We start from the raw sequence: 20156 nt of genomic DNA on the forward strand, positions 1-20156 counted from the left end.
CACCGGCAGGCTGTATGCCTGTACCCATAGGACTTCCCGCGCCCCACCGCTCCCACACACCGCGTGCGCCGCGTACCGACCGGCAGGGCGATCGGGGCGGTGCGCCGCACGAGGCCCGGCACGGGCCCGGAGAAGGGTGCACGAACAGGTCGGTGCGGGGAAACGGGTCTGCTGCTGCGGTCCGGCTGATCCACCGTCCGGAACAGAACCGGAACACGGCCGGCTCCCCCGCGCTGCGGCGCAGTTCAGGAAGCTGTGGAGGGGGGAGTCGGCCGGTAAGCCGGATTCTGTCGGCCCCCGAGGGGGCCTGACGGTCATCCATCTGGGACCGCCGTTGCCGGCGACCTCGGTGCGGTCTACCCGCGGACTCGGGCGGGCCGCCCTCGAACATCCGCGCGGGAGCCCGGAGGCTCCCTTTTTGACCTTGCTCCGGGTGGGGTTTACCAAGCCGTCCGGATCGCTCCGGCCGCTGGTGGTCTCTTACACCACCGTTTCACCCTTACCACCGCGAGCGGTGGCGGTCTGTTTTCTGTGGCACTGTCCCGCGGGTCACCCCGGGTCGGTGTTACCGACCACCCTGCCCTGTGGAGTCCGGACTTTCCTCGAACCCGCGCACCTGGCGCGGTCCGCGACCGTCTGGCCGACTCCCCTCGCCCCGCATTCTACGCCCGTTCCGGGCGTCCCCGGCCCTCCCCGGACTCCGGCTCAGACCAGGTGGGCGGTGTCGTTGAGGGAGCGCACGACCATCGGCCCGTCGGAGAAGACGTCCACCTCGGTCAGGCAGGCCGTGTCCAGGTGCATCCGGTACAGCGCGGCCAGCGGGGCGAGCATGGCCTGCTGCACCGTCAGTTTGATGGGGGTCACGTGCGTGACCAGCAGGACGGTACGCCCCCGGTGGCGTTCGACGAGCGCGTCCCGGGCCGCCCCGACCCGGCGGGCGACCGCGGCGAAGCTCTCCCCGCCCGGCGGCCCCACCTCGGGGTCGGCCAGCCAGAGGTCCACGGCCTCGGGCCCGCGCTCGCGGGCCTCCGCGAACGTCAACCCCTCCCAGTCGCCGAAGTCGGTCTCCACGAACCCCCCGTCGACCTCGACCGGCAGCCCGAGGGCCTCCGCCGCGCGGGCCGCCGTGTCCCTGGCCCGCAGCAGCGGCGAGGACACCACCGCGTCGATCGGCCGCGCGGCCAGGCGCCGTGCGGCCGCCCTGGCCTGCGCGTGGCCGTCCCGCGTGAGGGGGATGTCGCCCCGGCCCGCGAAACGCCGCTCCACCGACAGGGGCGTCTGCCCGTGGCGGAGGAGGACGAGACGGGTCGGAGCGGTGTCGGGGGCACCCCAGCCGGTGCTCACTGCCCGGCCTGGCCGCCCAGCCCGGACTCCTCGGTGCGCACCAGGATGCGGCGGCAGTCGTCGCAGCGCACGACCTCGTCGGCGGCGTGCGCGCGGATGTCGTTGAGTTCGACGGTGCTCAGGGCGAGCTTGCAGCCACCGCAGCGGCCGTAGCGCAGCGGTGCCGCGCCCACACCGTCGTACTGACCGCGCAGCTTGTCGTAGAGCGCCAGCAGGTCGGCGGGGATCTCCCCGGCCACACGCTCGCGGTCCTGGGTGACGCGGGTGCGGTCCCACTGGATCTCGGCCGCCGCGGTGTCGCGGCGGGCGACCACCTCGGTGTGCTTGGCGATGGCCTCCTCGCGCTCGGCAGCCAGACGGGTCACTGTGGCGTCGAGTGCCTCCGCGCGCTCCATCACCTCCAGGACGACCTCCTCCAGCTCCGCCTGACGGCGGCCCAGCGAGGCGATCTCGGACTGGAGGTTCTGCAGCTCCTTGCCGTTGGTGATCTGCCCCGACTCCAGGCGCTTGGAGTCCCTGTCGGCGCGGCTCCGTACCTGGTCCACGTCGCTCTCGGCCTTGCGCTGCTGGCGCTGGACGTCGGAGACCTTCGTCTGTGCGGCGGCCAGGTCGGTCTCGAGCTGGTCGGCGCGTTCCTTGAGCTCTACGGCCTCGGCGATCTCCGGCAGGGTGCGGGCCCGGTGGGCCAGGAGCTGGAGTTCGGAGTCCAGGTCCTGGAGGTTGAGCAGTCTGGCCTGTTCGGCGGGTTCGGCTTTCACTTGTACACGTCTCCTGGGATGGCTGGGGAAGGCGAGAACGCCGCCCGCGCCCTACTCTGTGCGGCTCTGTGCAATTGGTGTCGGGGCCGCCCCTGCGGGGCGGTGTGCTCTCAGACGCGCGGAAAGGCCTGTGACCAGGCGTCCGTCACCGTCGTCGAGACGCGTGTCTCCACGTTAGTCCCCTCGGGGCGTCCGGCGCGCCCGAGTGCGTCCACGAGGTGGGCCGCCCCGTCCGCGAGCCAGGGCCACTCACTGGCGAAGTGGGCGGTGTCGACGAGGGCGGGGCCGCCCGGGTCCCCGACGAACTCCGAGGCGGGGTGGTGGCGCAGGTCCGAGGTGACGAACACGTCGACCCCGGCGGCGCGGGCTGCGCCGAGCAGGGAGTCCCCCGCTCCCCCGGACACGGCGACGGTGGTCACGATGCGGTCCAGGTCACCTGCGACGCGGATCCCGGCGGCGGTGGCGGGCAGCGCCCCGGCCACCTGGGCTGCGAAGTCGCGCAGGATCGCCGGGTGTTCGAGGACGCCGATCCGGCCGATACCGCGGCGGCCCTCCGGGTCGGTGGTGTCGGGGTCCAGGGGGCGCAGCGGCCCGGTGAGTCCGACGGCGCGGGCGAGCGCGTCGGAGACCCCCGGCGCGGCGGTGTCGGCGTTGGTGTGCGCCGTGTACAGGGCGGTGCCGGAGCGGATCAGCCGGTGGACGATCCGCCCCTTGGGGGTGTCGGCGGCCACGCTGGTGACCCCGCGCAGCATCAGCGGATGGTGGGTGATGATCAGGTCGGCGCCCCAGGTGAGGGCCTCGTCGACGACCGCGTCGACCGGGTCGACGGCGAACAGCACCTTCGCGACCTCCTGCGCGGGGTCGCCGGCCACCAGTCCGACCGCGTCCCAGGAGGCCGCCCAGCGGGGCGGATAGACCTCCTCGAAGGCGGCGGTCACGTCGGAGAGGCTGGGGTACGGGGTCGAGGAGCTCACGGCCATGAGACTAGCGCTCTCCGGGAACCCCGGCGAAGCGGTCGCCGCAATGACCGAGACGGACGCCGAGGGCGCGCAGGCGGTCGGCCACCGGGGGAGGTGCGTCGAGGTCGAACTCCGCCCCCGGGGCCAGCACGGCCAGCGCGTACTGACAGGCCAGGTCGAGGGAGTCGGTACTGATCCTGACCAGGCACGTGTCCGGTCCGAGGGGTTCGATCCAGCCGGGGAACGGACCGTACAGGCGGGCACGGAGCTCCTCGGCGGGCAGCCGGACGGTGATCCGCGTGGTGTGCAGGTAGGTCGCCGAGGCGAAGGTCCGGACGAGGTGGGCCGCCGGGTCGGGCGCGGGCAGTCGCCGGGGGGTGAACCTCCCGTGGGTGGCCCGGGGCCCGCTGATGCGGTCGGTCCGGAAGGTGCGCCAGTCGTCGCGGTCGGTGTCGTGCGCGATCAGGTACCAGTACCCGCCGTGGGAGACCAGGTGGTGGGGCTCGACCCGGCGCGCGCGAAGGGTTCCCGACCGGTCCCGGTAGTCGAAGTCGGTGACCACGCGGTCGCGGCGGTGGGCGGCGAGCATGCCGAGCACGGAGGGGTCCGCGCCGGCGGGGGCTGCCGGGTGGGCCACCGTCGAGGTGGTGTCCCGGACGGCGGCCAGGCGCGGGCGCAGCCGTGCGGGCAGCACGCGTTCGAGCTTGGCCAGGGCCCGCAGCGCGCTCTCCTGGACGCCGGTGACGGTGACCAGGCCCAGGGCGATGGCGACGGCCTCGTCGTCGTCCAGGAGCAGGGGTGGAAGGTCGCGCCCGGAGGCGAGGCGGTAGCCGCCCGCGACACCGGGGGTGCCCTCTACCTGGTAGTCGAGGTCGCGGAGGCGTTCGACGTCGCGGCGCAGGGTGCGGGCGCTGACGCCGAGGCGTTCGGTGAGTTCGGCCCCGCTCCACTCCCGCCTGGCCTGCAGCAGGGACAGCAGGCGCAGCAGCCGTTGGGGCATCCCCTTGCGCACCGATTCGCTCATGGATCCATGGTGCCGGACATCGCGGTCACGTTGTGGCCGCATGGGTTCCTACGGTGGCCCTGTGAACGAGACGAGGAGTACGGACATGTCGCAGATCCCGAACGCGGGAAATGACGGAAACCGGGCGGCGCCCGGGGACGGGGGCGGCCCCGACCGCCCGCCGAACCCGGACCCCACCGGTGCGGCGGAGGCCTTGGCGGCCCTCGTGGCCGGGCCGGTGCACGCCCCCGGAACGGAGGGGTACGAGGCGGCCCGCACGGGGATGCAGCTGCTGGACCGCCACCTCCCCGCCGCCGTGGTGGAGGCGGCGGACGCGCAGGACGTGCGCACGGCGGTGGCCTGGGCTGCCGGACGCGGGCTGCGGGTCGCGGCCCAGCTGACCGGGCACGGGCTCGGCTCCGGGGTGGGCGGTGGGGAGGCGGGGGCCGGCTCCGGAGGTGGTCCCGGGCGGCGGGGCCAGGACGCCGGGCGAAGGGGCGGGGCCCCGGCCCCCGCGGGGATCCTGGTCGTCACCGGCCGCCTGGGCGGTGTGCGGGTCGACCCCGACCGGGGCACCGCCTGGGTCGGCGCGGGTTCCACCTGGCAGGACGTCATCGACGCCGCCGCCCCGCACGGGCTGGCCCCGCTGTCGGGCAGCGCCCCGGGCGTGGGCGCTGTGTCGTACACGATGGGCGGAGGGGTGGGGCTCCTCGCCCGCCGGTACGGGTTCGCCGCCGACCACGTGCTGCGGTTCGACCTGGTGACGGCCGACGGGCTGCTTCGCGAAGTGACGGAGGCCGCCGAACCCGAGCTGTTCTGGGCCGTGCGCGGCGGTGGCGGTGCGTTCGGCGTGGTCACGGGGATGGAGATCGGCCTGTTCCCGGTCTCGCGGCTCTACGGGGGCAGCCTGTACTTCGACGCGACCGCCGAACCGGGCGTCCTGGACGCGTGGCGGCGGTGGGCGCAGACGACCCCGGAGGAGCTGACGTCGGGGGCGTCGATGCTGGTGTACCCGGACTTCCCCAGCGTCCCGGAGGCGATGCGGGGACGCCTGGTGGTCCAGGTGTCGGTGGCCTGGTCGGGCTCACCCGACGAGGGGCCCTCCCTGGTGGAGCCCCTGCGCTCGGCCGGCCCGGTACTGGCCGACACCCTGGGGGAGCTTCCGTACACCGAGTCGGGCGCCGTCTTCGACGAGCACGACGACCCGGCCGGGTACCGGGGGCGCAGCGTCCTGGTGGACGGACTGGACGCGGAAGCCCTGGCCGGGCTCACCCGGCTGGCGGCGGAGGCCCCGTTCATGTGCGTGGTCGGGTTGCGGCACCTGGGCGGCGCCCTGGGGCGGGAGCCCGTCAGGGCGAACGCGGTCGGGCACCGGGACGCCGCCTTCGCCCTGACGGTGCTGACGTTCACCGACGGGGAGGATGCCGGGGAGAGGGAGCGCCTGCGCGAGGAGGCGGCGGGGTTGGTCTCCGGCAGGGCGTTGGGGCGCTCGTTCACCCTGGGCTTCGGACCGATGGACGCGGCCGGGGTGCGCGAGGTGTTCGACCCCGGGGACCACGCGAGGCTGATCCGGGTGAAGGCCGAGTTCGACCCCGGCGAGGTGTTCCACTCCAACCGTCCGATCCCGCCGCGCGGGTAAACTTGTCCGTCGATGAGCAACAGTGAGCAGCGGCGCCCCGTGTCCCCGGTCGGAGCCCACGTCCCGGTGGCGGGCGGCATGGCCGACAAGGGGCTGGCCTACGCCGAGGAGATCGGCGCCGAGACGGTCCAGGTGTTCGTGTCCAACCCGCGCGGGTGGGCGACCAACGGCGGCGACCCCGGGCAGGACGCACGGATGCGCGAGCGCGCCGACCTGCCGGTGTTCGTGCACGCCCCGTACCTGATCAACCTGGGCACCCCCGGCGACGAGACCGCCGAGAAGTCGGTGGTATCGCTGGAACACGCGCTGCGCCGCGCCGCGCAGATCGGCGCCCTGGGCGTGGTGGTGCACACCGGCTCGGCGGTCTCCGGCGGACGCGAGGCGGGCCTGGCCCGCACCCGCGAGCGGCTGATGCCGCTGCTGGAGAGGGTCGGCGGGGACCTCCCCCCTGTCCTGCTGGAGCCGATGGCGGGCCAGGGCCAGGTGCTGTGCGCCACCGTCGACGACCTGGCGGCCTACTTCGAGGCGCTGGAGTGGCACCCGCACGTGGGCGTGTGCCTGGACACGGCCCACCTCTTCGCGGCCGGACACGACATCTCGACGGTGGAGGGCATGCGTGCGGCCCTGGACCGCTTCGGTGAGGTGGTCGGCGCCGAGCGGTTGAAGGTGGTGCACGGCAACGACTCCAAGGCGCCCTGCGGGAGCAACAAGGACAGGCACGAGAACATCGGCGCCGGGTTCATCGGGGCGGAGCCGTTCGGTGAACTGTTCCGGCACCCGGTGAGCGCGGGCGTCCCGATCATCCTGGAGACGCCGGGCCCCGCCGGGCCGCACGCCGACGACGTGGCCGCGCTGAAGAAGCTGCGCGACCAGGGCTGACCCTCCTGCTGCCGTCAGCCGCCCCCGGGGCTGTCCGGGGCGGGCTCCTCGGGCCCGGTGTCCCCGGGAGGGGCATGCTCCCCGGCCCCGGGGAGGTTGGGGAACAGGTTCGTCTGGAGTTCGACGTTCTCGGTGTCCGGGTGGCTCTCGGGGGTGCGCCCCTGGTACCGCGTCGCGAACGTCCTGAGGAAGTCCGTGAGGGCCCCGCCGAACTCGCGGCTCTCCTGCGGGGTCATCCGCATGGTGGTGATCGAGTCGAAGGCCGCGTCCTTCCAGCGCCGCACGTCCGCCGTCTGCACGGGGTCCCAGACCATGGCGCTCCAGTCCCGGAACCGGGCCTCCCGCTGCTGGTAGTAGCGGCCGAGGACCGTCTCCGCGACCGTTCGGGTCTCGGGGTCGCCGAGGAACTCGTGGCCGCGCATGCTCCAGCCCCCGGGCCGGATCCGCCACCAGCGCTCGCGTCCGCCGGACTGTCCGGGATCCGCCTCGATGAACTCGTACCGGGAGAGCTGGCGCAGGTGGTAGCTGGTCGATCCGCTGCTCTCCCCCAGCCGCCTGCCGAGGATGGTGGCGGTGGCCGGGCCGTGGAACGTGAGCTCGTCGAGGAGGCGTGCCCGCAGCGGGTGGGCCAGTCCTCGCAGGGCCTGCGCATCGATCTGCATCGACGGCGGGGGGCCGGAGGGGGCCTGGGGGCTCGCGTCCCTGTCGCTTTCCGTCATGGCTCCACCGTACGACAGACGTTCCTTTGCAAACAGGTCTTTGCAGAGTTGGCCCGGCGTCACGGGAGCGGCCCCGGTGCTCCGTCGGCCGTACGAGGGCCGGGAGTCCCGTGGCCGGTGGGTCACCGGCCGCCTGCCGCCTCGGTGCCCAGCCTCGCGAGGGCTTCGTCGGACAGTCGGGCGCCCTCCGCGATCGCCTTCCAAAAGACGACGACCGCGCCCACCATGACCAGGCCTCCGACCAGACAGGGCAGCACCAGGTCGATCCGGCCGAGGAGCCCGCCCAGGAGCGCGCCGAGCGGGGCCAGGCCCCAGCCGACGGTGCGAAAGACCGCCGAGACCCGACCCCTCAGGTGGTCGGGGACCACGGTCTGGAAGAACAGCGAACCGGCGATGTTCGAGGTCGTCATGCAAAACCCCAGCAGCGCCCAGGCCGCCCCGGCGATCCAGACCTGGGGGAACAGGCCCATCAGGACCAGGCACACGCCCATCCCCGCGTATCCGCCCGCCATGACGGCCCTGCGGCCGACCGCGGCGACGAGCCGCGCGACGACCAGCGAACCGGCCACGCCGCCGATCGCGACGGTGGCCAGGAAGACCCCGTAGAGCACCGCGCCGACCCCCAGTTCCCGCTGGACGTACAGCACCATCACGGAGGTGGCCGTCTGCATGCCCGCCATCGTCGCGGCGTTGTTGAACATCAGACCGCGCATCGGGCGATGCCCGAGGACGTAGCCGAACCCCTCCCGGAGGGGGCGCAGGAGGCCCTGGGCGGGGTCGGCACCCCCGCCGGGCCCCGCCGCGTCCGCGTCCGCGACGGGGGTGCGGCGCAGCAGGACGACCACCGTCGCGGCGAGGACGCCGCACAGGGCGTAGGAGAGGGCGACGCCCGCCACCGGCAGCACTGCGGCGACCGCGAAGAGCACGCCCGCCACCGGTGTGGCCACGCAGTCCTGCGCGATCAGCCGCGAGCCCTCCAGTCGGCTGTTGGCCCGGTCGAGGAGCCGACCGGGCACGACCCTGCTCACCGTGATCCGGGTGGCCGGGTCGGTGACGGTCTCGCAGCAGACGACCAGGAACAGAGCCGCGTACAGGAGCCCCGTCGTGGCGTTGCCCGAGGCGATCACCGCCGCGAGCAGAGCGACCACGGCGGCGGCGATCCCGTTGGACACGACCATGGCCCGGACCCGGTCCACCCGGTCCAGCAGCACTCCCGCGAGGGGCGCGACCAGCAGCCAGGGCAGGAAGCGGGCGGCCGCCAGGGCCGAGACCGCCAGCGGGTCGTGGGTGAGGGTCGCGGCGACCAGGGGCAGGGCGGTGGTGAGCATGCCGTCACCGAGGTTGGTGAGGGTGCCGGCGGCCCAGAGCCGGTGGAAGGCCCCTCCGAGCGGTACGGGTCGGGCGACGGGGGACGCGGGGGGCGGAGTGGCCATGTCGGGCTCCTGTGCTTCGGGGTGCCTCCACCGTAAGACAAAGATTTCTTTGCAAAGAGATTCATGCAAAGAAATCTTTGTGGCTACGGTGCGCACACGTCCGCCCCGCCCGGCACGCCCCCGCACCGTCGGCGACGCCCAGGTCGAGGCCGTGGCGCGCGCCACCTCGGAGGACGAGCCCGCCAACGCCACGCACTGGTCGGGTCGGGCCATGGCCACCCGCACCGGACGCGTACCGGTCGGGTGCGGCGAGTGGGGCCAGGCACTCGGGGCGGCGGCACTGGCCAGGAGCGCCGCCGCCCAACGCGGCGGTCAGGCAGAGCCGCGGCGTCCAGGCTTACTGGGCACGGCAGGTCCTGAGGTAGCTGAGGAACGATGCCTGCAGCCCAGTCACGTGCGTTTCGTGCATGAGTGCGCTGGTGACGGATCCGCCGCGTGAGGTGAGGCGGTGAAGGAACGTGGCCGTGTTCTTCGCGAGAGTCTGGTAGACCGCCATGTCTCCGAGGATCTCTCGCTCGTTGAAGGTCACGTGAAGCTTGGTGGCGGGCAGGGTGTCACCCATTGCTTGAAGACGAGCGAAGACCTGACTGTCTTCATCGACAATGCCGGGGCTGCCCGCGCCGATGCTCTCGAAGAAGGTGCTGTTGGTGAGCCAGGCGTAGAGACTGAAGAGTCCGCCGTAGGAATAGCCGAAGAGGCCGTGACCGCTCGGGGCTGTGCCGTAGTCGCGTTCGATCCGCGGGTGGAGGTCGTCGGTAAGGAAGTTCAGGAACATGTCCCCGCGGCTGTCGCCCAATTCAGCGAGGTAGGCGTCGGCTTGCTCGCGAGTCATCGTGCCCGTTTCGACCCCCATCTCCACCGCATCGACGTACTCCTTCGCGATGGGTTCGCCGGGGGGCACGAGGTCGCGGTTGCGCAACCGCTCCCAGTGCTCTGCTTCCTCGCCTGCGTAACCCACGCTGACTTGGACGTAGGGCTGAATCGACTGCATGGGGTCCAGTTGCGTGATGATGAGTGGTGCGGTCATGCCCACGGCCCAGTTGCCGTCGAGCACGTACACGACAGGCGCTTGCGCCGCGGCAGGGTCGTAGCTCGGTGGCGTGGTGACCCAGACGCCGTAGTCGTGCCCGCCGCTGGAGCGCGTCTCGAAGTAGTCGGTGTGGGCGAGGCAGCCCTGCCACATGGTGCTCATCTGAGGTCCTTGACGATCTGGCCGGCCTGGATTACGAGGACGGCGTTGGTGGGGTCGGAGAACAGTTCTGGGTCTTCGAGCGGGTTGCCGTTCCAGAGAACGAGGTCTGCCTGCGCGCCGGGAGCGATGACACCCACCTGGCCGGACAGACCGAGGATGTCGGCGTTGGTCCGGGTCGCCGCCACGAGCGCTTCCATCGGCGTCTCCAGGGCTGCGCGCAGGCTGAGTTCTTTGCCGCGACGGTCCTGGGCCGGACCGATGAGATCGGAACCCAGCCCGATCCGTACCCCTGCGTGCTTGGCGACAGCGAGCGCCTTCGTCATCTGCTCGCGCGCGCCCTTGACTCGGTCGCGGGTCGACTCGGCCAGACCGGCTCCGGCGGTGTCGTGCAGCAGTTGCTCGACGACGGCGAACGTGGGCACGAGGGCAACCCCGCGAGCGGCCATCAGGGTCGCTGTGGGTTCGTCGAGGCCAGTGCCGTGCTCGACACAGCGCACCCCGGCCTCGACCGCGTTTCGTATGCCCTCGTTGTTGTGGGCGTGAACTGTCACATAGGTGTTCCGTGCCGCAGCCTCTTGAACCGCCACAGCGATCTCTTCGACGGTGAACTGGGTGTCGGTCAGCCGATCATGTGCGCCCACCACTCCGCCGGTCACGCAGAGCTTCAGGAAGGAGGCTCCGCGACGGAAGGCTTCGCGGACGTTGTGTCGCAGCTCGTCCGCGTTGCCCGCCATCATGGAGAGGGCGCACAGGCCCGCGATGTGGTGGCTGCTCCACAGCTCGGTGGGTTCCCATTCGGCTCCGTAGTAGCCGTGCCCGCCGATCTGGCACTGAACAGGTCCGCACGACACAACGCGCGGCCCTCTGACCTTGCCCTTCGCGATCGCGGTGACGACACCGCCGTCGATCCCGCCGGTGTCGCGAACGGTGGTGAAGCCGGCGTCGAGCGTCGCGCCGGCCGTGGCGAAGATGTCCGCCGCGATCTCGGCGGCGCTTATCTGGAACGAGAAGTGCGGCTGGATCGGGCTCGACAGGCCCAGGTGGACGTGAGCGTCGATCAGGCCGGGCGTCATCGTCAACCCCTCGGCGTCGAGACGCTCGCCGTGCGCGCTGGAGGCACCGAGTCGGGTGATGCGGCCGTTCTCGATAGTGATGTCGAGGTTGCCGGGATCGCGCCCCGATCCGTCGATGACCGCCGCGCCGACCACATGAGCAGGTCCCATAGCCGATCCTCCACCGTTGCGAGCTGACTGCGACCATGTTCGAAGCGACACGGAACCGCCGATCCTTCTTTTCCAATGGATAAACTGTGGGAGTGATCCTGTCAACTTCGGAACGCAAGGGCAGCGCGCGCGAGCGACTCCTGGCACGGCTTCTCGACGCCTTCGGCGAGGCCCTTCCCCCGCCGGAGATGTCGCTCCGTGAGATCGCCGCCCGGATCCAGACCAGCCACGCCCTGTTGCGATACCACTTCGGGTCACTCTCGGGCGTCTTGGCCACCATGCTCAAGGCGCAGCGGTCCCGTGACAACGAGGCACTCCTGGAGGCCGCCCAGCAGAGCACCTTCGACGATTTCGTCGTGGCGATCTGGCGTACCTACACCCGGCCGGAGCAGCTGTCGCGTGCCCGCGGCTTCTTCTACGTCGTCGGACTGGCCGCGTACGGCCCCGAGGACTTCCATGAGTTCGTGGAGTCGATCGGCGACCTGACCGTGATGCTGTCCGCACTCGCGGAACGCGAAGGGCTCGACCCGAAGGAAGCGCGGGATGTGGCCACCGTCACCGTTGCCGCGATTCGCGGCCTCCTCCTGCAGGAGGTCCTGGCTCCCGGAACCCGCTCGGAGGACGCGGTCACCTTGATCCTGCGCATGAGGGAGGGCCGATCCGTTCCGCGATCACGTCCGAAGCGTTGAGCAGGCCCGTGACCCTGCCTGTGACGGGGATGTCCTCACGGCGACCGCCGAGGAGCGCGCGACTTGAGCTCTCGAACCTGTCTCGTGCCGGGTTCACTGGAGGCTCTGGCATGTACTGAGTCTGGTGGAGCTGAGTTTCTGGATCCTCAGGCCACGGTGCCCGGTCTCCTCCTCTCGCACTCCACGGGTGTCAGCCAGCCGGTCGCCGAGTGCCGACGCTGCCGGTTGTGGGAGATCTCCAGGTACTCGAAGATCGCGTTCGCCAGCTCCAGCCGGGTCCGCCACCTGCGCCGATCCAGTGGTTCGACCTGCGTACGCGACCAGGACGACTCGATCACCGCGTTGTCGCAGCAGTCTCCGATCGAGCCCGTGGAGGGCACCAGCCCGGACTCCTCGGCCCGGCGGGTGAAGGCCCAGGACCCGAATCACACCGCTCCTCGTCCACGAGGTCGTCATGGGCGACAATGGACGCGTGCCCGGACGCGGGCGGGTCGAGGAGAGGGGATGTCACCGGATGGAACCGGTCTCCATGGTCATCGGAGCGACGATCGCGCTCGGCGGTTTCCTCTTCGGCCGCCTGACGGCCCAGCGGCAGTCGAGGAGCACACTCGAACAGCAGCGCAGACAGGAGCAGGCGCGCGTCCTGAACAGCCCCCAGAACCCCCAGCCCCTCTGCGGCTGCGGACACCACCTGGTCTTCCACGACCAGGAGACCAAGAGGTGCCAGACCCAGGTGGTCATCCCCGGCCGCTGGACGGGGCAGGCCAGCTCCACCTACCGGCAGTGCATGTGCCAGGGATACCGGGGCCCGCTCCCCCTCGACGAGTACTACGCCCCCGACTACCTCAACGGAACCGACGGCTGACCCGCGGACCGTCCCGAACCCGAACGGGACCGTTCACGGCCACCCCGGACCGGCCCTTCCTCCAACAGTCGGCCCTCCCCCGCCGCCGCAACATGACCTTCCGTGAGCTCCCACGGCCCCGACCGCAAAGGCACCGGCTCACAGCGGCAGCTGCGTCCCCGGGATCTTGGCGAACCCTCCCCTTCCCACTGCCGGGCACCGGACCCACGGCGCCCCCGGCCCGGCCCCGACCGTTCCCGCGGCAGCGGGGCGCGACCATCGCCGCGGTGCGGGAACCTGGGACAGGGATGCTCCGGGATGACAATGTCCTCCCCCGGCACGAGAATGTCCCCGCACCGAACAGCCAGAGAGTGGACGTTAATACAGTGACGACCCCTGCACCCACGATCGACCAGCGCATCGCCGACGAACTCGGCGTGGGCGCGCACCAGGTCACCGCCACCGTCGAACTCCTCGACGGCGGATCGACGGTGCCCTTCATCGCGCGCTACCGCAAGGAGGCCACCGGAGCGCTGGACGACGTCCAGCTGCGCGCCCTTGAGGAACGCCTGCGCTACCTGCGGGAGCTGGCCGAGCGCCGGTCCGCGATCCTGGAGTCGATCCGCAGCCAGGGCAAACTGGACGACGAGCTGGAGGCCCGCGTCAACGCGGCCGACTCCAAGGCCCGTCTGGAGGACATCTACCTCCCCTACAAGCCCAAACGCCGGACCAAGGCGCAGATCGCGCGCGAGGCCGGGCTCGAACCCCTGGCCGAGGGGCTGCTGAACGACCCCCGCCAGGACCCCCAGGAGGCCGCCGCCGCCTTCGTCGACCCGGACCGGGAGGTGGCCGACGTCAAGGCCGCGCTGGACGGCGCCCGCGCCATCCTGGTCGAGCGCTTCGCCGAGGACGCCGACCTCACCGGGGTCCTGCGCGAACGGCTGTGGGAGAAGGGCCGCCTGGGGTCGGCCGTGCGCGAGGGCAAGGAGGAGGCAGGGGCCAAGTTCGCCGACTACTTCGACTTCGCCGAGCCCCTCACCAGACTGCCCTCCCACCGCGTCCTGGCCATGTACCGGGGCGAGAAGGAGGAGGTCCTCACCCTCACCCTGGAGCCGGAGGACGCCCCCGCCCCGAACGCCGACGGCACCACGCCCCGGAGCACCTACGAGAACGCCATCGCCCACCACTTCGAGATCGTGGACCGCGGCCGACCCGGCGACCGGTGGCTCCAGGAGACGGTCCGCTGGGCGTGGCGCACCCGCATCCTGGTACGCCTGGACATCGACGTGCGGATGCGGCTGTGGCAGCAGGCCGAGGACGACGGCGTCAACGTGTTCGCCGCCAACCTGCGCGACCTCCTCCTGGCCGCCCCGGCGGGAAGCCGGGCCACACTGGGTCTGGACCCCGGTCTGCGCACCGGTGTGAAGGTCGCGGTCACCGACGCCACCGGCAAGGTCGTCGCCACCGACACCATCTTCCCGCACGCACCGCGCCACAACTGGGACGCCTCCATCGCCAGCCTGGCCACACTGTGCGCCGCCCACGGCGTCGAGCTCGTCGCCATCGGCAACGGCACCGCCTCCCGCGAGACCGACAAGCTCGCCGCCGACCTGCTCCGGCTCCACCCGGAGCTGAAGCTCACCAAGGTGATGGTGTCGGAGGCCGGCGCTTCGGTGTACTCGGCCTCCGCCTACGCCTCCGAGGAGCTGCCGGACCTGGACGTGTCGCTGCGCGGCGCCGCCTCCATCGCCCGCCGCCTCCAGGACCCGCTGGCGGAGCTGGTCAAGATCGACCCCAAGTCGATCGGGGTGGGCCAGTACCAGCACGACCTGGCCGAGGCCAAACTGTCGCGCTCGCTGGACGCCGTGGTCGAGGACTGCGTCAACGGCGTGGGCGTGGACGTCAACACCGCGTCGGTGCCGTTGCTCACCCGGGTGTCGGGTGTGACCTCCACCCTGGCGCGCAACATCGTCTCCCACCGGGACGCCAACGGCCCGTTCCGGAGCAGGAACGCACTGCGCTCGGTGCCGCGGCTGGGCCCCAAGGCGTTCGAGCAGTGCGCGGGCTTCCTGCGGGTGCCCGGTGGCGACGACCCGCTGGACACCTCGGCCGTGCACCCGGAGGCCTACCCGGTGGTGCGGCGCATCCTGGACCGCGTGGGCACGGACCTGCCGACGCTGGTCGGCAACAAGGGTGTGCTGTCCACGGTGCGTCCCGAGGAGTTCGTGGACGACACGTTCGGCCTGCCGACCGTCACCGACATCCTCGCCGAGCTGGAGAAGCCGGGCCGCGACCCGCGTCCGGCCTTCACCACCGCCACCTTCAAGGAGGGCGTGGAGAAGCTGTCTGACCTGGAGCAGGGCATGGTCCTGGAGGGTGTGGTCACCAACGTCGCCGCGTTCGGCGCGTTCGTGGACGTGGGCGTGCACCAGGACGGACTGGTCCACGTGTCCGCGCTGTCGAACAAGTTCGTCGAGGACCCGCGCGAGGTGGTCAAGCCGGGCGACATCGTGAAGGTGAAGGTGCAGGACGTCGACATCCCGCGCAAGCGCATCTCGCTGACCATGCGTCTGGACGACGAGGCACCGGCCCCCGGGGGCCGCGAGGAACGGGGTGGCCGCGGTGGCGGCGACCGCCGTCGCGGTGGCGGCGGGAACGGCAACCGCGGAGGCGGCCCGAAGGCGGCCGACGGCGGCCGGCAGGGCGGCGGCAACGGAGGCGGGCGCGGCCAGAACAACCGCAACGCCCCCGCCTCCCAGGGGGCGATGGCCGAGGCGCTGCGGCGCGCAGGCCTGGGCAAGTGACCACGGGGGCGCCGCGGGCCTGAGAGCGCCGTCTCCCGGCGCGACCCCGCCCGCGCCGGGAGACGGTCGGCGGGGGCGGGGCGGCCCCGGCCGTGAGAGGGCGGGGACCGCGGAGTCCCCCCGCGTGTCCCCGTGTCCGCGACGGCCCCGTGCTCCGACGCGGCGGGACCGGCCCTCCCGAGCCTGGTCCGGTGCGCCGCAGGATATTCCGGATCATGGCATCCCGGAACTCTCTCGCGAGGGATGGGATAATTTACCGCCTTATCCTGACTCTTTACTCCGCCTCCGACGTGGCGATGGCCGTGACTTAAGTGTTTTCCGGCTCCAGGAGAAGGAGAACAACCGTGCGGACGACCCGGCGGGCTCCGGCGTCGTCGGAGCTGCGGATTCGATCATGTGGACCGGGGCGTCGGCCCGGGCGCTGCGAGCAGGCCGCCGACGGAGAACCGCAGGGCCCCGGCCAGGCACTCAGGGTGAGAAGGCCGTCTGGTCGGAGTCCTCGACGGCGTCCGCCAGGGGGCGAAATCTGACCCGGTCCGGATCCACCCCGTCGATCACCGCCGCGTGGGCGGTCAACGGCCGCAGGGCCTGGTACAGGCACAACAGGGCCCACAACTCCTGGCGTGCGCCCTGGGCCGTACGGGAGCGCAGCACCCCGCCGGGTACACGCAGGTCCGCCCTCACCAGACGGAAGAGGGTCTCCACCCGCCAGCGGTCCACGTGGAGACGGACCAGCTCCATGGCGGGTGCGGCCCGGGGATCGTGCAAAGTCGTCACCAGGGCGAAGACCTCGCTGGTGCCGTCGTCGTCGGTGACGCTGTACTCGACCACCCGTACCGTGACGCGCTCTCCGCGGCCCTCACCGCACAGCTGGGACAGGTAGGTGCCGTCCTCCAGGCGCCTGAGCACCGGCAGGGCGAAGGAGCCCGGGACCCGCCAGGCGAGCTGGGCGCCGGTGCCCGCGGCGGCGGTGTAGAGCTCGTAGGAGGCCAGGCCCCGGCCGGCCAGGACGACCATGTCCGGTCCGAGCCTGTCCAGCAGCCCGGCGAACAGGGTGTCCTCGTCCGCGTCGGTGGAGTCGAAGGCGGCACCGAGCAGGGCGAGGCTGCCGCACTCGGCCAGGGCCACCAGGCGCGCCCGGGGCGGGACGCCGCCGCCGGGGGTGGCGAAGGCGGCCGTGTTGCCCTCGCTGGCGGGCAGGTCGAAGACGGTGCAGTCCACGGCGACCCTGCGCAGGCCCCGCCACAGCGCCTCGGGGCGGTCGTCGGCCGCGGTCGGCTCCACGGTGCGCTCGAACAGCAGGCGGAGCGGTTCGGGGCCCAACCGCTCACGGGCGCGTGAGATGGCGCCGCCGGTCGGGATGGTGTGGTCCCGCCACCCACCCCGCGCCCAGCACAGCCCGGCCAGGAGGAAGCGCAGGACCTGTTCGTAGCCCTTGCCGAACTCCAGCCACATGGCCATCGTCAGATAGACCATCAGATGCGCGGGCAGGGCGCGGTCCCGCACCTGCCTACGACCGGTCGCGTCCAGGACCTCGTGGACCGCCGCCTCGGGAAAGGCCGTGGCCAGCAGGCCGATCGCCACATGGTCTGTCAGCCGGTCGCTGGTGACCGGGTCTTGCTGCGTCACCCGACGATGGTCCCACAGCCGACGGCCGTCAGTCCTTAAGTCACGGCCACCGCCCGATGTGGTGTCCCCTCCGAAGCGAGTACGACTGGTAGGCGGGGAATTTCCCGTTCTCCGCGCGGAGGGAGGAAGCGGTCCCGTGGCGGAGGAGGACTCCCGCGAGGGCAGCCCGCAGCGCCAGGCGGCAACTCCACGAGGAATTCGACGCGGCCGAGGACGAGCTCCTCCAGCGAAGGGCGGAACCGGATCGGCACCGCGCTGTCGAACAGCAGGAAGGGGAACCCTATGGGCAACACAGCGAAAATCATTGTGGCTGCCATAGCCGGTTACATCCTGGGCAGACGTAGGAAATTCAAGCTCGCGCTGACAGTGGCTGCCTACCTCGGCGCGAAGAAGTTGAAGCTCTCCCCCCAGAAGGTGTTCGGCGACCTCCGCAAGGAGGTGGCGGAACTTCCGATCGTGGGTGAGCTGACCGAGCAGTCCAGGGACCAGCTGCTCACCGCTGCCAAGTCGGCGGTCACCACGCTCGTGACGAAGTGGGCCGGAGACCTGGCCGAGAACCTCACCGACCGGACCGAGCAGCTCCGGGCCCGGGCCGAGGACAGCGCACCCGAGGGCTCGGAGGAGCCCGAGGAGGAAGAGTCGGAGGACTCCGACGAGGTCGCCGAAGCGGACGAGGCCGAGGAGCCCGAAGAGCCCGAAGAGGCCGAGGAAGCCGAGGAGCCCGCGAAGCCGGCCCGCCAGAGCACCGGCCGCTCACGCGCCACCACCAAGCGCAAGCGCTCCTCCGGGGTGAAGCGGGGTGAGGAGAGTGAGTGACCAGGACAAGGGTCCCCTCGCCAAACTGCGTGAGCTCGCAGACCGCAACGAGGGCACCGCCCGGCTCATGGACGCCGCACAGGACTACCTCTCGACCAAGGCGAGCAACGTGGTGAGCGGAGCCACGAGCGGCATCGGCAACACGGTGGAGCGTCTGACCGGGGAAGGCCCCGTGAGCGACGCGGTCGCCGGGGGCGCCAAGGGGGCGCTCCAGGGCGACGGCGTCCTCAAGGGCGCCATCTCGTCCGGGGCCAAGGGCCTGAAGGACAAGGCGAGCAAGGCTCTGGGCGGTGGAGGAGGGGGTTCCAGCTCGGGTGGCAAGGCCACCACGATCGTCGAGGACCTCGACGTCGGTGTTCCCCTCAGGGTCGCCTACAACCAGTGGACCCGGTTCCCCGACTTCGGCGACTTCGCCAAGGGCGTGCAGAACGTCGAGGAGGAGGACGAGACCACCACCAAGTGGCGGGCGAAGATCCTCTGGTCCAGCAGGAGTTGGAAGGGGACCGTCACCGAACAGATCCAGGACTACCGGATCGCCTGGACGTCGGAGGGCTCCAAGGGCACCACCAAGGGCGCGGTCACGTTCCATCCGCTCGGCGAGAACCTCACCCGGGTCCTCCTCGTCACGGAGTACTACCCGCAGGGCTTCTTCGAGAAGACCGCCAACCTGTGGCGGGCCCAGGGCCGGCGGCTGCGGCTCGACTTCAAGCTGTACCGGCGCCGGCTGATGATGCTGGCCCAGGAAGAGGGTGAGGAGCTGGAGGGCTGGCGGGGCGAGATCCGCGACAGCGAGGTCGTCGTGTCCCACGAGGACGCGGTGGCCGAGGAGGAACGCGACGAGGAGGAGTCGGAGGAGTACGACGAGAACGGGGACGGGGACGAAGCCGAGGAGTACGACGAGGGCGAAGGTGAGGAAGAGGGCGAGGACGAGGCGGAGGAGTACGACGAGGAAGAGGAAGAGGGCGGGGACGAGCGGTGACCGTCCCCGTGCGCGTTCCCGCCGGGGAAACCCGCGGCGGCAGGGGCGGTGACCGCCGCCGCGGCGACGGGAACAGTCGCCGGCGCGGCGGCCGTGGCAACGGCAGCGGTAACGCCCCCGCCCAGAGAGCGAGGGCCGACGTGCTGCGCCGCGCCGGTCCGGGCATGTAGGGGCCGAAGGCCGGCGTCCCGCCGCACGGTGTCCGTCGGAGTCCGAGCCGTTGCGGCCGCCCGGCCGGCTCGGACACACCGGGGCGGGCGTACCCGCCCGGGGGTCGCCGACGTTGTGCACCGGACGACACGCGCGGGCGTCGGGCGCGGTCACCAGACAGGACGCAACGGGGGCAGGTCCCCGCCGGCAAGGCCCCGGATGAGGCCGGCGAGTTCTGCACGCAGGACGGAGAGCCCACCCGGCCCCATCCGCTCCCCGACCCGCGCCTCCAGCTCATGAAGGACGCGTCCCGCCACGGCGAGGTGTTCGTCGGCCCGGTCGGTGAGGACCACCAGGCGGCGGCGTCCGCCTTCCGTGTGCTCGACGCGCCGCACGTAGCCGTGCTCCTCCAGGTAGGCGACGATCTGCCCGGCGGCCTGCTTCGTCACGCCCAGGCGTTCGGCCAGTTCGGAACTGGTCGCCCCTCCGTGCCGCAGCACCTGGAAGGCGAGCCCGTGGATCGGCCGGAGCTCGTCGTAGCCTTCCGAGTCGACCTCGCGTACGAACTCGGCGAGCACCAGTTGGAAGGCCATTCCCAGAAGGAAGGTCAGTTCTGCGCGCTCCAGCGGGTCGTCCATGCACCCATCTTGACACACACGAGTAAAGTTACTTTACTGAGGCGAGTAAAGCCACTTTACACAGGAGGACCGATGGTCATCATCACCGAGACCGGTGCCCGTACCACCTCAACCCCAGCCGGCGTCATGGCCGCCCTGGCCGGCCCCAGCCAGGGCAGCCACCACCTGAGCACGTGGCGCGTGCGGATGGCGGCGGACGCCGCCTCGCCCGAGCACGTGATCGACCGGGACCAGGTGTGGATGCCCGTCTCCGGAAAATTCGGCGTCAGCGTCGACGGCGAGGAGTCCGAGATGGCGCCCGGCCAGGCGGCCCTCATCCCCGCCGGAGCGGTACGCCGGGTACACACCGGCGAGGAGCACGGCGAGGCGCTCGTGTGCATGGTCCCCGGAGGTCGGGCCACGGTGGTGGGCCGAAAGGGGTCTGTTCCCCTGCCCTGGGCCGAGTGACTCCGGGACCG

Annotated in this window: 19 protein-coding genes and 1 other RNA gene; 8 read left to right on the forward strand and 12 right to left on the reverse strand. The window is 71.7% G+C overall.

Annotation, left to right across the window (positions count from 1 at the left end; genetic code table 11):
- Positions 1-260 precede the first annotated feature (260 nt).
- The 5 genes from rnpB to ACFWTE_RS15450 all read right to left on the reverse strand — a co-directional run bounded on the left by rnpB (position 261) and on the right by ACFWTE_RS15450 (position 4085).
- An RNA gene (gene rnpB, locus ACFWTE_RS15430) (RNase P RNA component class A) lies at positions 261-648 on the reverse strand.
- A 57-nt stretch (positions 649-705) separates the two neighbouring features.
- Positions 706-1344 (reverse strand): histidine phosphatase family protein, encoded by a 639-nt coding sequence (locus ACFWTE_RS15435; protein ID WP_378780047.1) that lies wholly within the window; start codon positions 1342-1344, stop codon positions 706-708.
- On the reverse strand, positions 1341-2102 hold the full coding sequence (locus ACFWTE_RS15440; RefSeq protein ID WP_378780048.1) for a zinc ribbon domain-containing protein: 762 nt from the start codon (positions 2100-2102) through the stop codon (positions 1341-1343). The genes ACFWTE_RS15435 and ACFWTE_RS15440 overlap by 4 nt, the downstream gene beginning before the upstream one ends.
- 110 nt (positions 2103-2212) lie before the next feature.
- Positions 2213-3082, reverse strand: a complete 870-nt coding sequence (locus ACFWTE_RS15445; RefSeq protein ID WP_378780050.1) for a Nif3-like dinuclear metal center hexameric protein — start codon at positions 3080-3082, stop codon at positions 2213-2215.
- Positions 3083-3086: 4 nt separating this feature from the next.
- On the reverse strand, positions 3087-4085 hold the full coding sequence (locus tag ACFWTE_RS15450; protein ID WP_378780051.1) for a helix-turn-helix transcriptional regulator: 999 nt from the start codon (positions 4083-4085) through the stop codon (positions 3087-3089).
- 85 nt (positions 4086-4170) lie between these two features.
- On the opposite strand from ACFWTE_RS15450, the gene ACFWTE_RS15455 reads away from it, so the two are divergent.
- Together ACFWTE_RS15455 and ACFWTE_RS15460 are read left to right on the forward strand one after the other, a co-directional pair.
- Positions 4171-5703, forward strand: a complete 1533-nt coding sequence (locus ACFWTE_RS15455; RefSeq protein WP_378780052.1) for an FAD-binding oxidoreductase — start codon at positions 4171-4173, stop codon at positions 5701-5703.
- A gap of 12 nt (positions 5704-5715) precedes the next feature.
- Positions 5716-6582 carry a deoxyribonuclease IV gene (locus ACFWTE_RS15460; RefSeq protein WP_378780053.1) on the forward strand — a complete coding sequence of 289 codons (867 nt, stop codon included), beginning with the start codon at positions 5716-5718 and terminating at the stop codon, positions 6580-6582.
- Between the two features lie 14 nt (positions 6583-6596).
- Here the strand turns inward: ACFWTE_RS15460 and ACFWTE_RS15465 are convergent, their stop codons facing one another.
- The 4 genes from ACFWTE_RS15465 to ACFWTE_RS15480 form a co-directional block, all read right to left on the reverse strand.
- Positions 6597-7301: a winged helix-turn-helix domain-containing protein gene (locus tag ACFWTE_RS15465; RefSeq protein WP_378780055.1), complete on the reverse strand. Its 705-nt coding sequence runs from the start codon at positions 7299-7301 to the stop codon at positions 6597-6599.
- Positions 7302-7423: 122 nt separating this feature from the next.
- Positions 7424-8734, reverse strand: coding sequence for an MFS transporter (locus ACFWTE_RS15470; protein WP_378780056.1), 1311 nt, complete (start codon positions 8732-8734; stop codon positions 7424-7426).
- Positions 8735-9071: 337 nt separating this feature from the next.
- Positions 9072-9926, reverse strand: coding sequence for an alpha/beta hydrolase (locus ACFWTE_RS15475; RefSeq protein ID WP_378780057.1), 855 nt, complete (start codon positions 9924-9926; stop codon positions 9072-9074).
- Positions 9923-11149 (reverse strand): amidohydrolase family protein, encoded by a 1227-nt coding sequence (locus tag ACFWTE_RS15480; RefSeq protein WP_378780059.1) that lies wholly within the window; start codon positions 11147-11149, stop codon positions 9923-9925. Before ACFWTE_RS15480 ends, ACFWTE_RS15475 begins: the two co-directional genes overlap by 4 nt.
- 92 nt (positions 11150-11241) lie before the next feature.
- Between ACFWTE_RS15480 and ACFWTE_RS15485 the strand changes: the two genes are divergently transcribed.
- Positions 11242-11838, forward strand: coding sequence for a TetR/AcrR family transcriptional regulator (locus ACFWTE_RS15485; RefSeq protein WP_378780060.1), 597 nt, complete (start codon positions 11242-11244; stop codon positions 11836-11838).
- A 146-nt stretch (positions 11839-11984) separates the two neighbouring features.
- Here ACFWTE_RS15485 and ACFWTE_RS15490 read toward each other — a convergent pair whose 3' ends face one another.
- Positions 11985-12218: an integrase core domain-containing protein gene (locus ACFWTE_RS15490; protein ID WP_378780061.1), complete on the reverse strand. Its 234-nt coding sequence runs from the start codon at positions 12216-12218 to the stop codon at positions 11985-11987.
- Positions 12219-12352: 134 nt separating this feature from the next.
- Between ACFWTE_RS15490 and ACFWTE_RS15495 the strand changes: the two genes are divergently transcribed.
- Together ACFWTE_RS15495 and ACFWTE_RS15500 are read left to right on the forward strand one after the other, a co-directional pair.
- Positions 12353-12703 carry a hypothetical protein gene (locus tag ACFWTE_RS15495; protein ID WP_378780062.1) on the forward strand — a complete coding sequence of 117 codons (351 nt, stop codon included), beginning with the start codon at positions 12353-12355 and terminating at the stop codon, positions 12701-12703.
- A 365-nt stretch (positions 12704-13068) separates the two neighbouring features.
- Entirely contained in the window at positions 13069-15486 is a 2418-nt protein-coding gene (locus ACFWTE_RS15500) for a Tex family protein (protein WP_378780063.1), read from the forward strand.
- Between the two features lie 468 nt (positions 15487-15954).
- Here the strand turns inward: ACFWTE_RS15500 and ACFWTE_RS15505 are convergent, their stop codons facing one another.
- Positions 15955-17115: an IS4 family transposase gene (locus ACFWTE_RS15505; RefSeq protein WP_378780064.1), complete on the reverse strand. Its 1161-nt coding sequence runs from the start codon at positions 17113-17115 to the stop codon at positions 15955-15957.
- Between the two features lie 282 nt (positions 17116-17397).
- Here ACFWTE_RS15505 and ACFWTE_RS15510 point away from each other — a divergent pair, with 282 nt between their 5' ends.
- Both ACFWTE_RS15510 and ACFWTE_RS15515 read left to right on the forward strand, forming a co-directional pair.
- The gene (locus tag ACFWTE_RS15510; protein WP_378780065.1) at positions 17398-17931 is read left to right on the forward strand and encodes a hypothetical protein; all 534 of its coding nucleotides are present in this window, start codon (positions 17398-17400) and stop codon (positions 17929-17931) included.
- Positions 17924-18910 (forward strand): SRPBCC family protein, encoded by a 987-nt coding sequence (locus tag ACFWTE_RS15515; RefSeq protein ID WP_378780066.1) that lies wholly within the window; start codon positions 17924-17926, stop codon positions 18908-18910. Before ACFWTE_RS15510 ends, ACFWTE_RS15515 begins: the two co-directional genes overlap by 8 nt.
- A 320-nt stretch (positions 18911-19230) precedes the next feature.
- Here ACFWTE_RS15515 and ACFWTE_RS15520 read toward each other — a convergent pair whose 3' ends face one another.
- Positions 19231-19698: a MarR family winged helix-turn-helix transcriptional regulator gene (locus ACFWTE_RS15520; protein ID WP_378780067.1), complete on the reverse strand. Its 468-nt coding sequence runs from the start codon at positions 19696-19698 to the stop codon at positions 19231-19233.
- 72 nt (positions 19699-19770) lie between these two features.
- On the opposite strand from ACFWTE_RS15520, the gene ACFWTE_RS15525 reads away from it, so the two are divergent.
- Positions 19771-20145 carry a cupin domain-containing protein gene (locus ACFWTE_RS15525; RefSeq protein ID WP_378780068.1) on the forward strand — a complete coding sequence of 125 codons (375 nt, stop codon included), beginning with the start codon at positions 19771-19773 and terminating at the stop codon, positions 20143-20145.
- Positions 20146-20156: the final 11 nt, after the last annotated feature.

It is taken from the genome of Nocardiopsis sp. NPDC058631 (assembly GCF_042716955.1).
Taxonomy (GTDB): domain Bacteria; phylum Actinomycetota; class Actinomycetes; order Streptosporangiales; family Streptosporangiaceae; genus Nocardiopsis.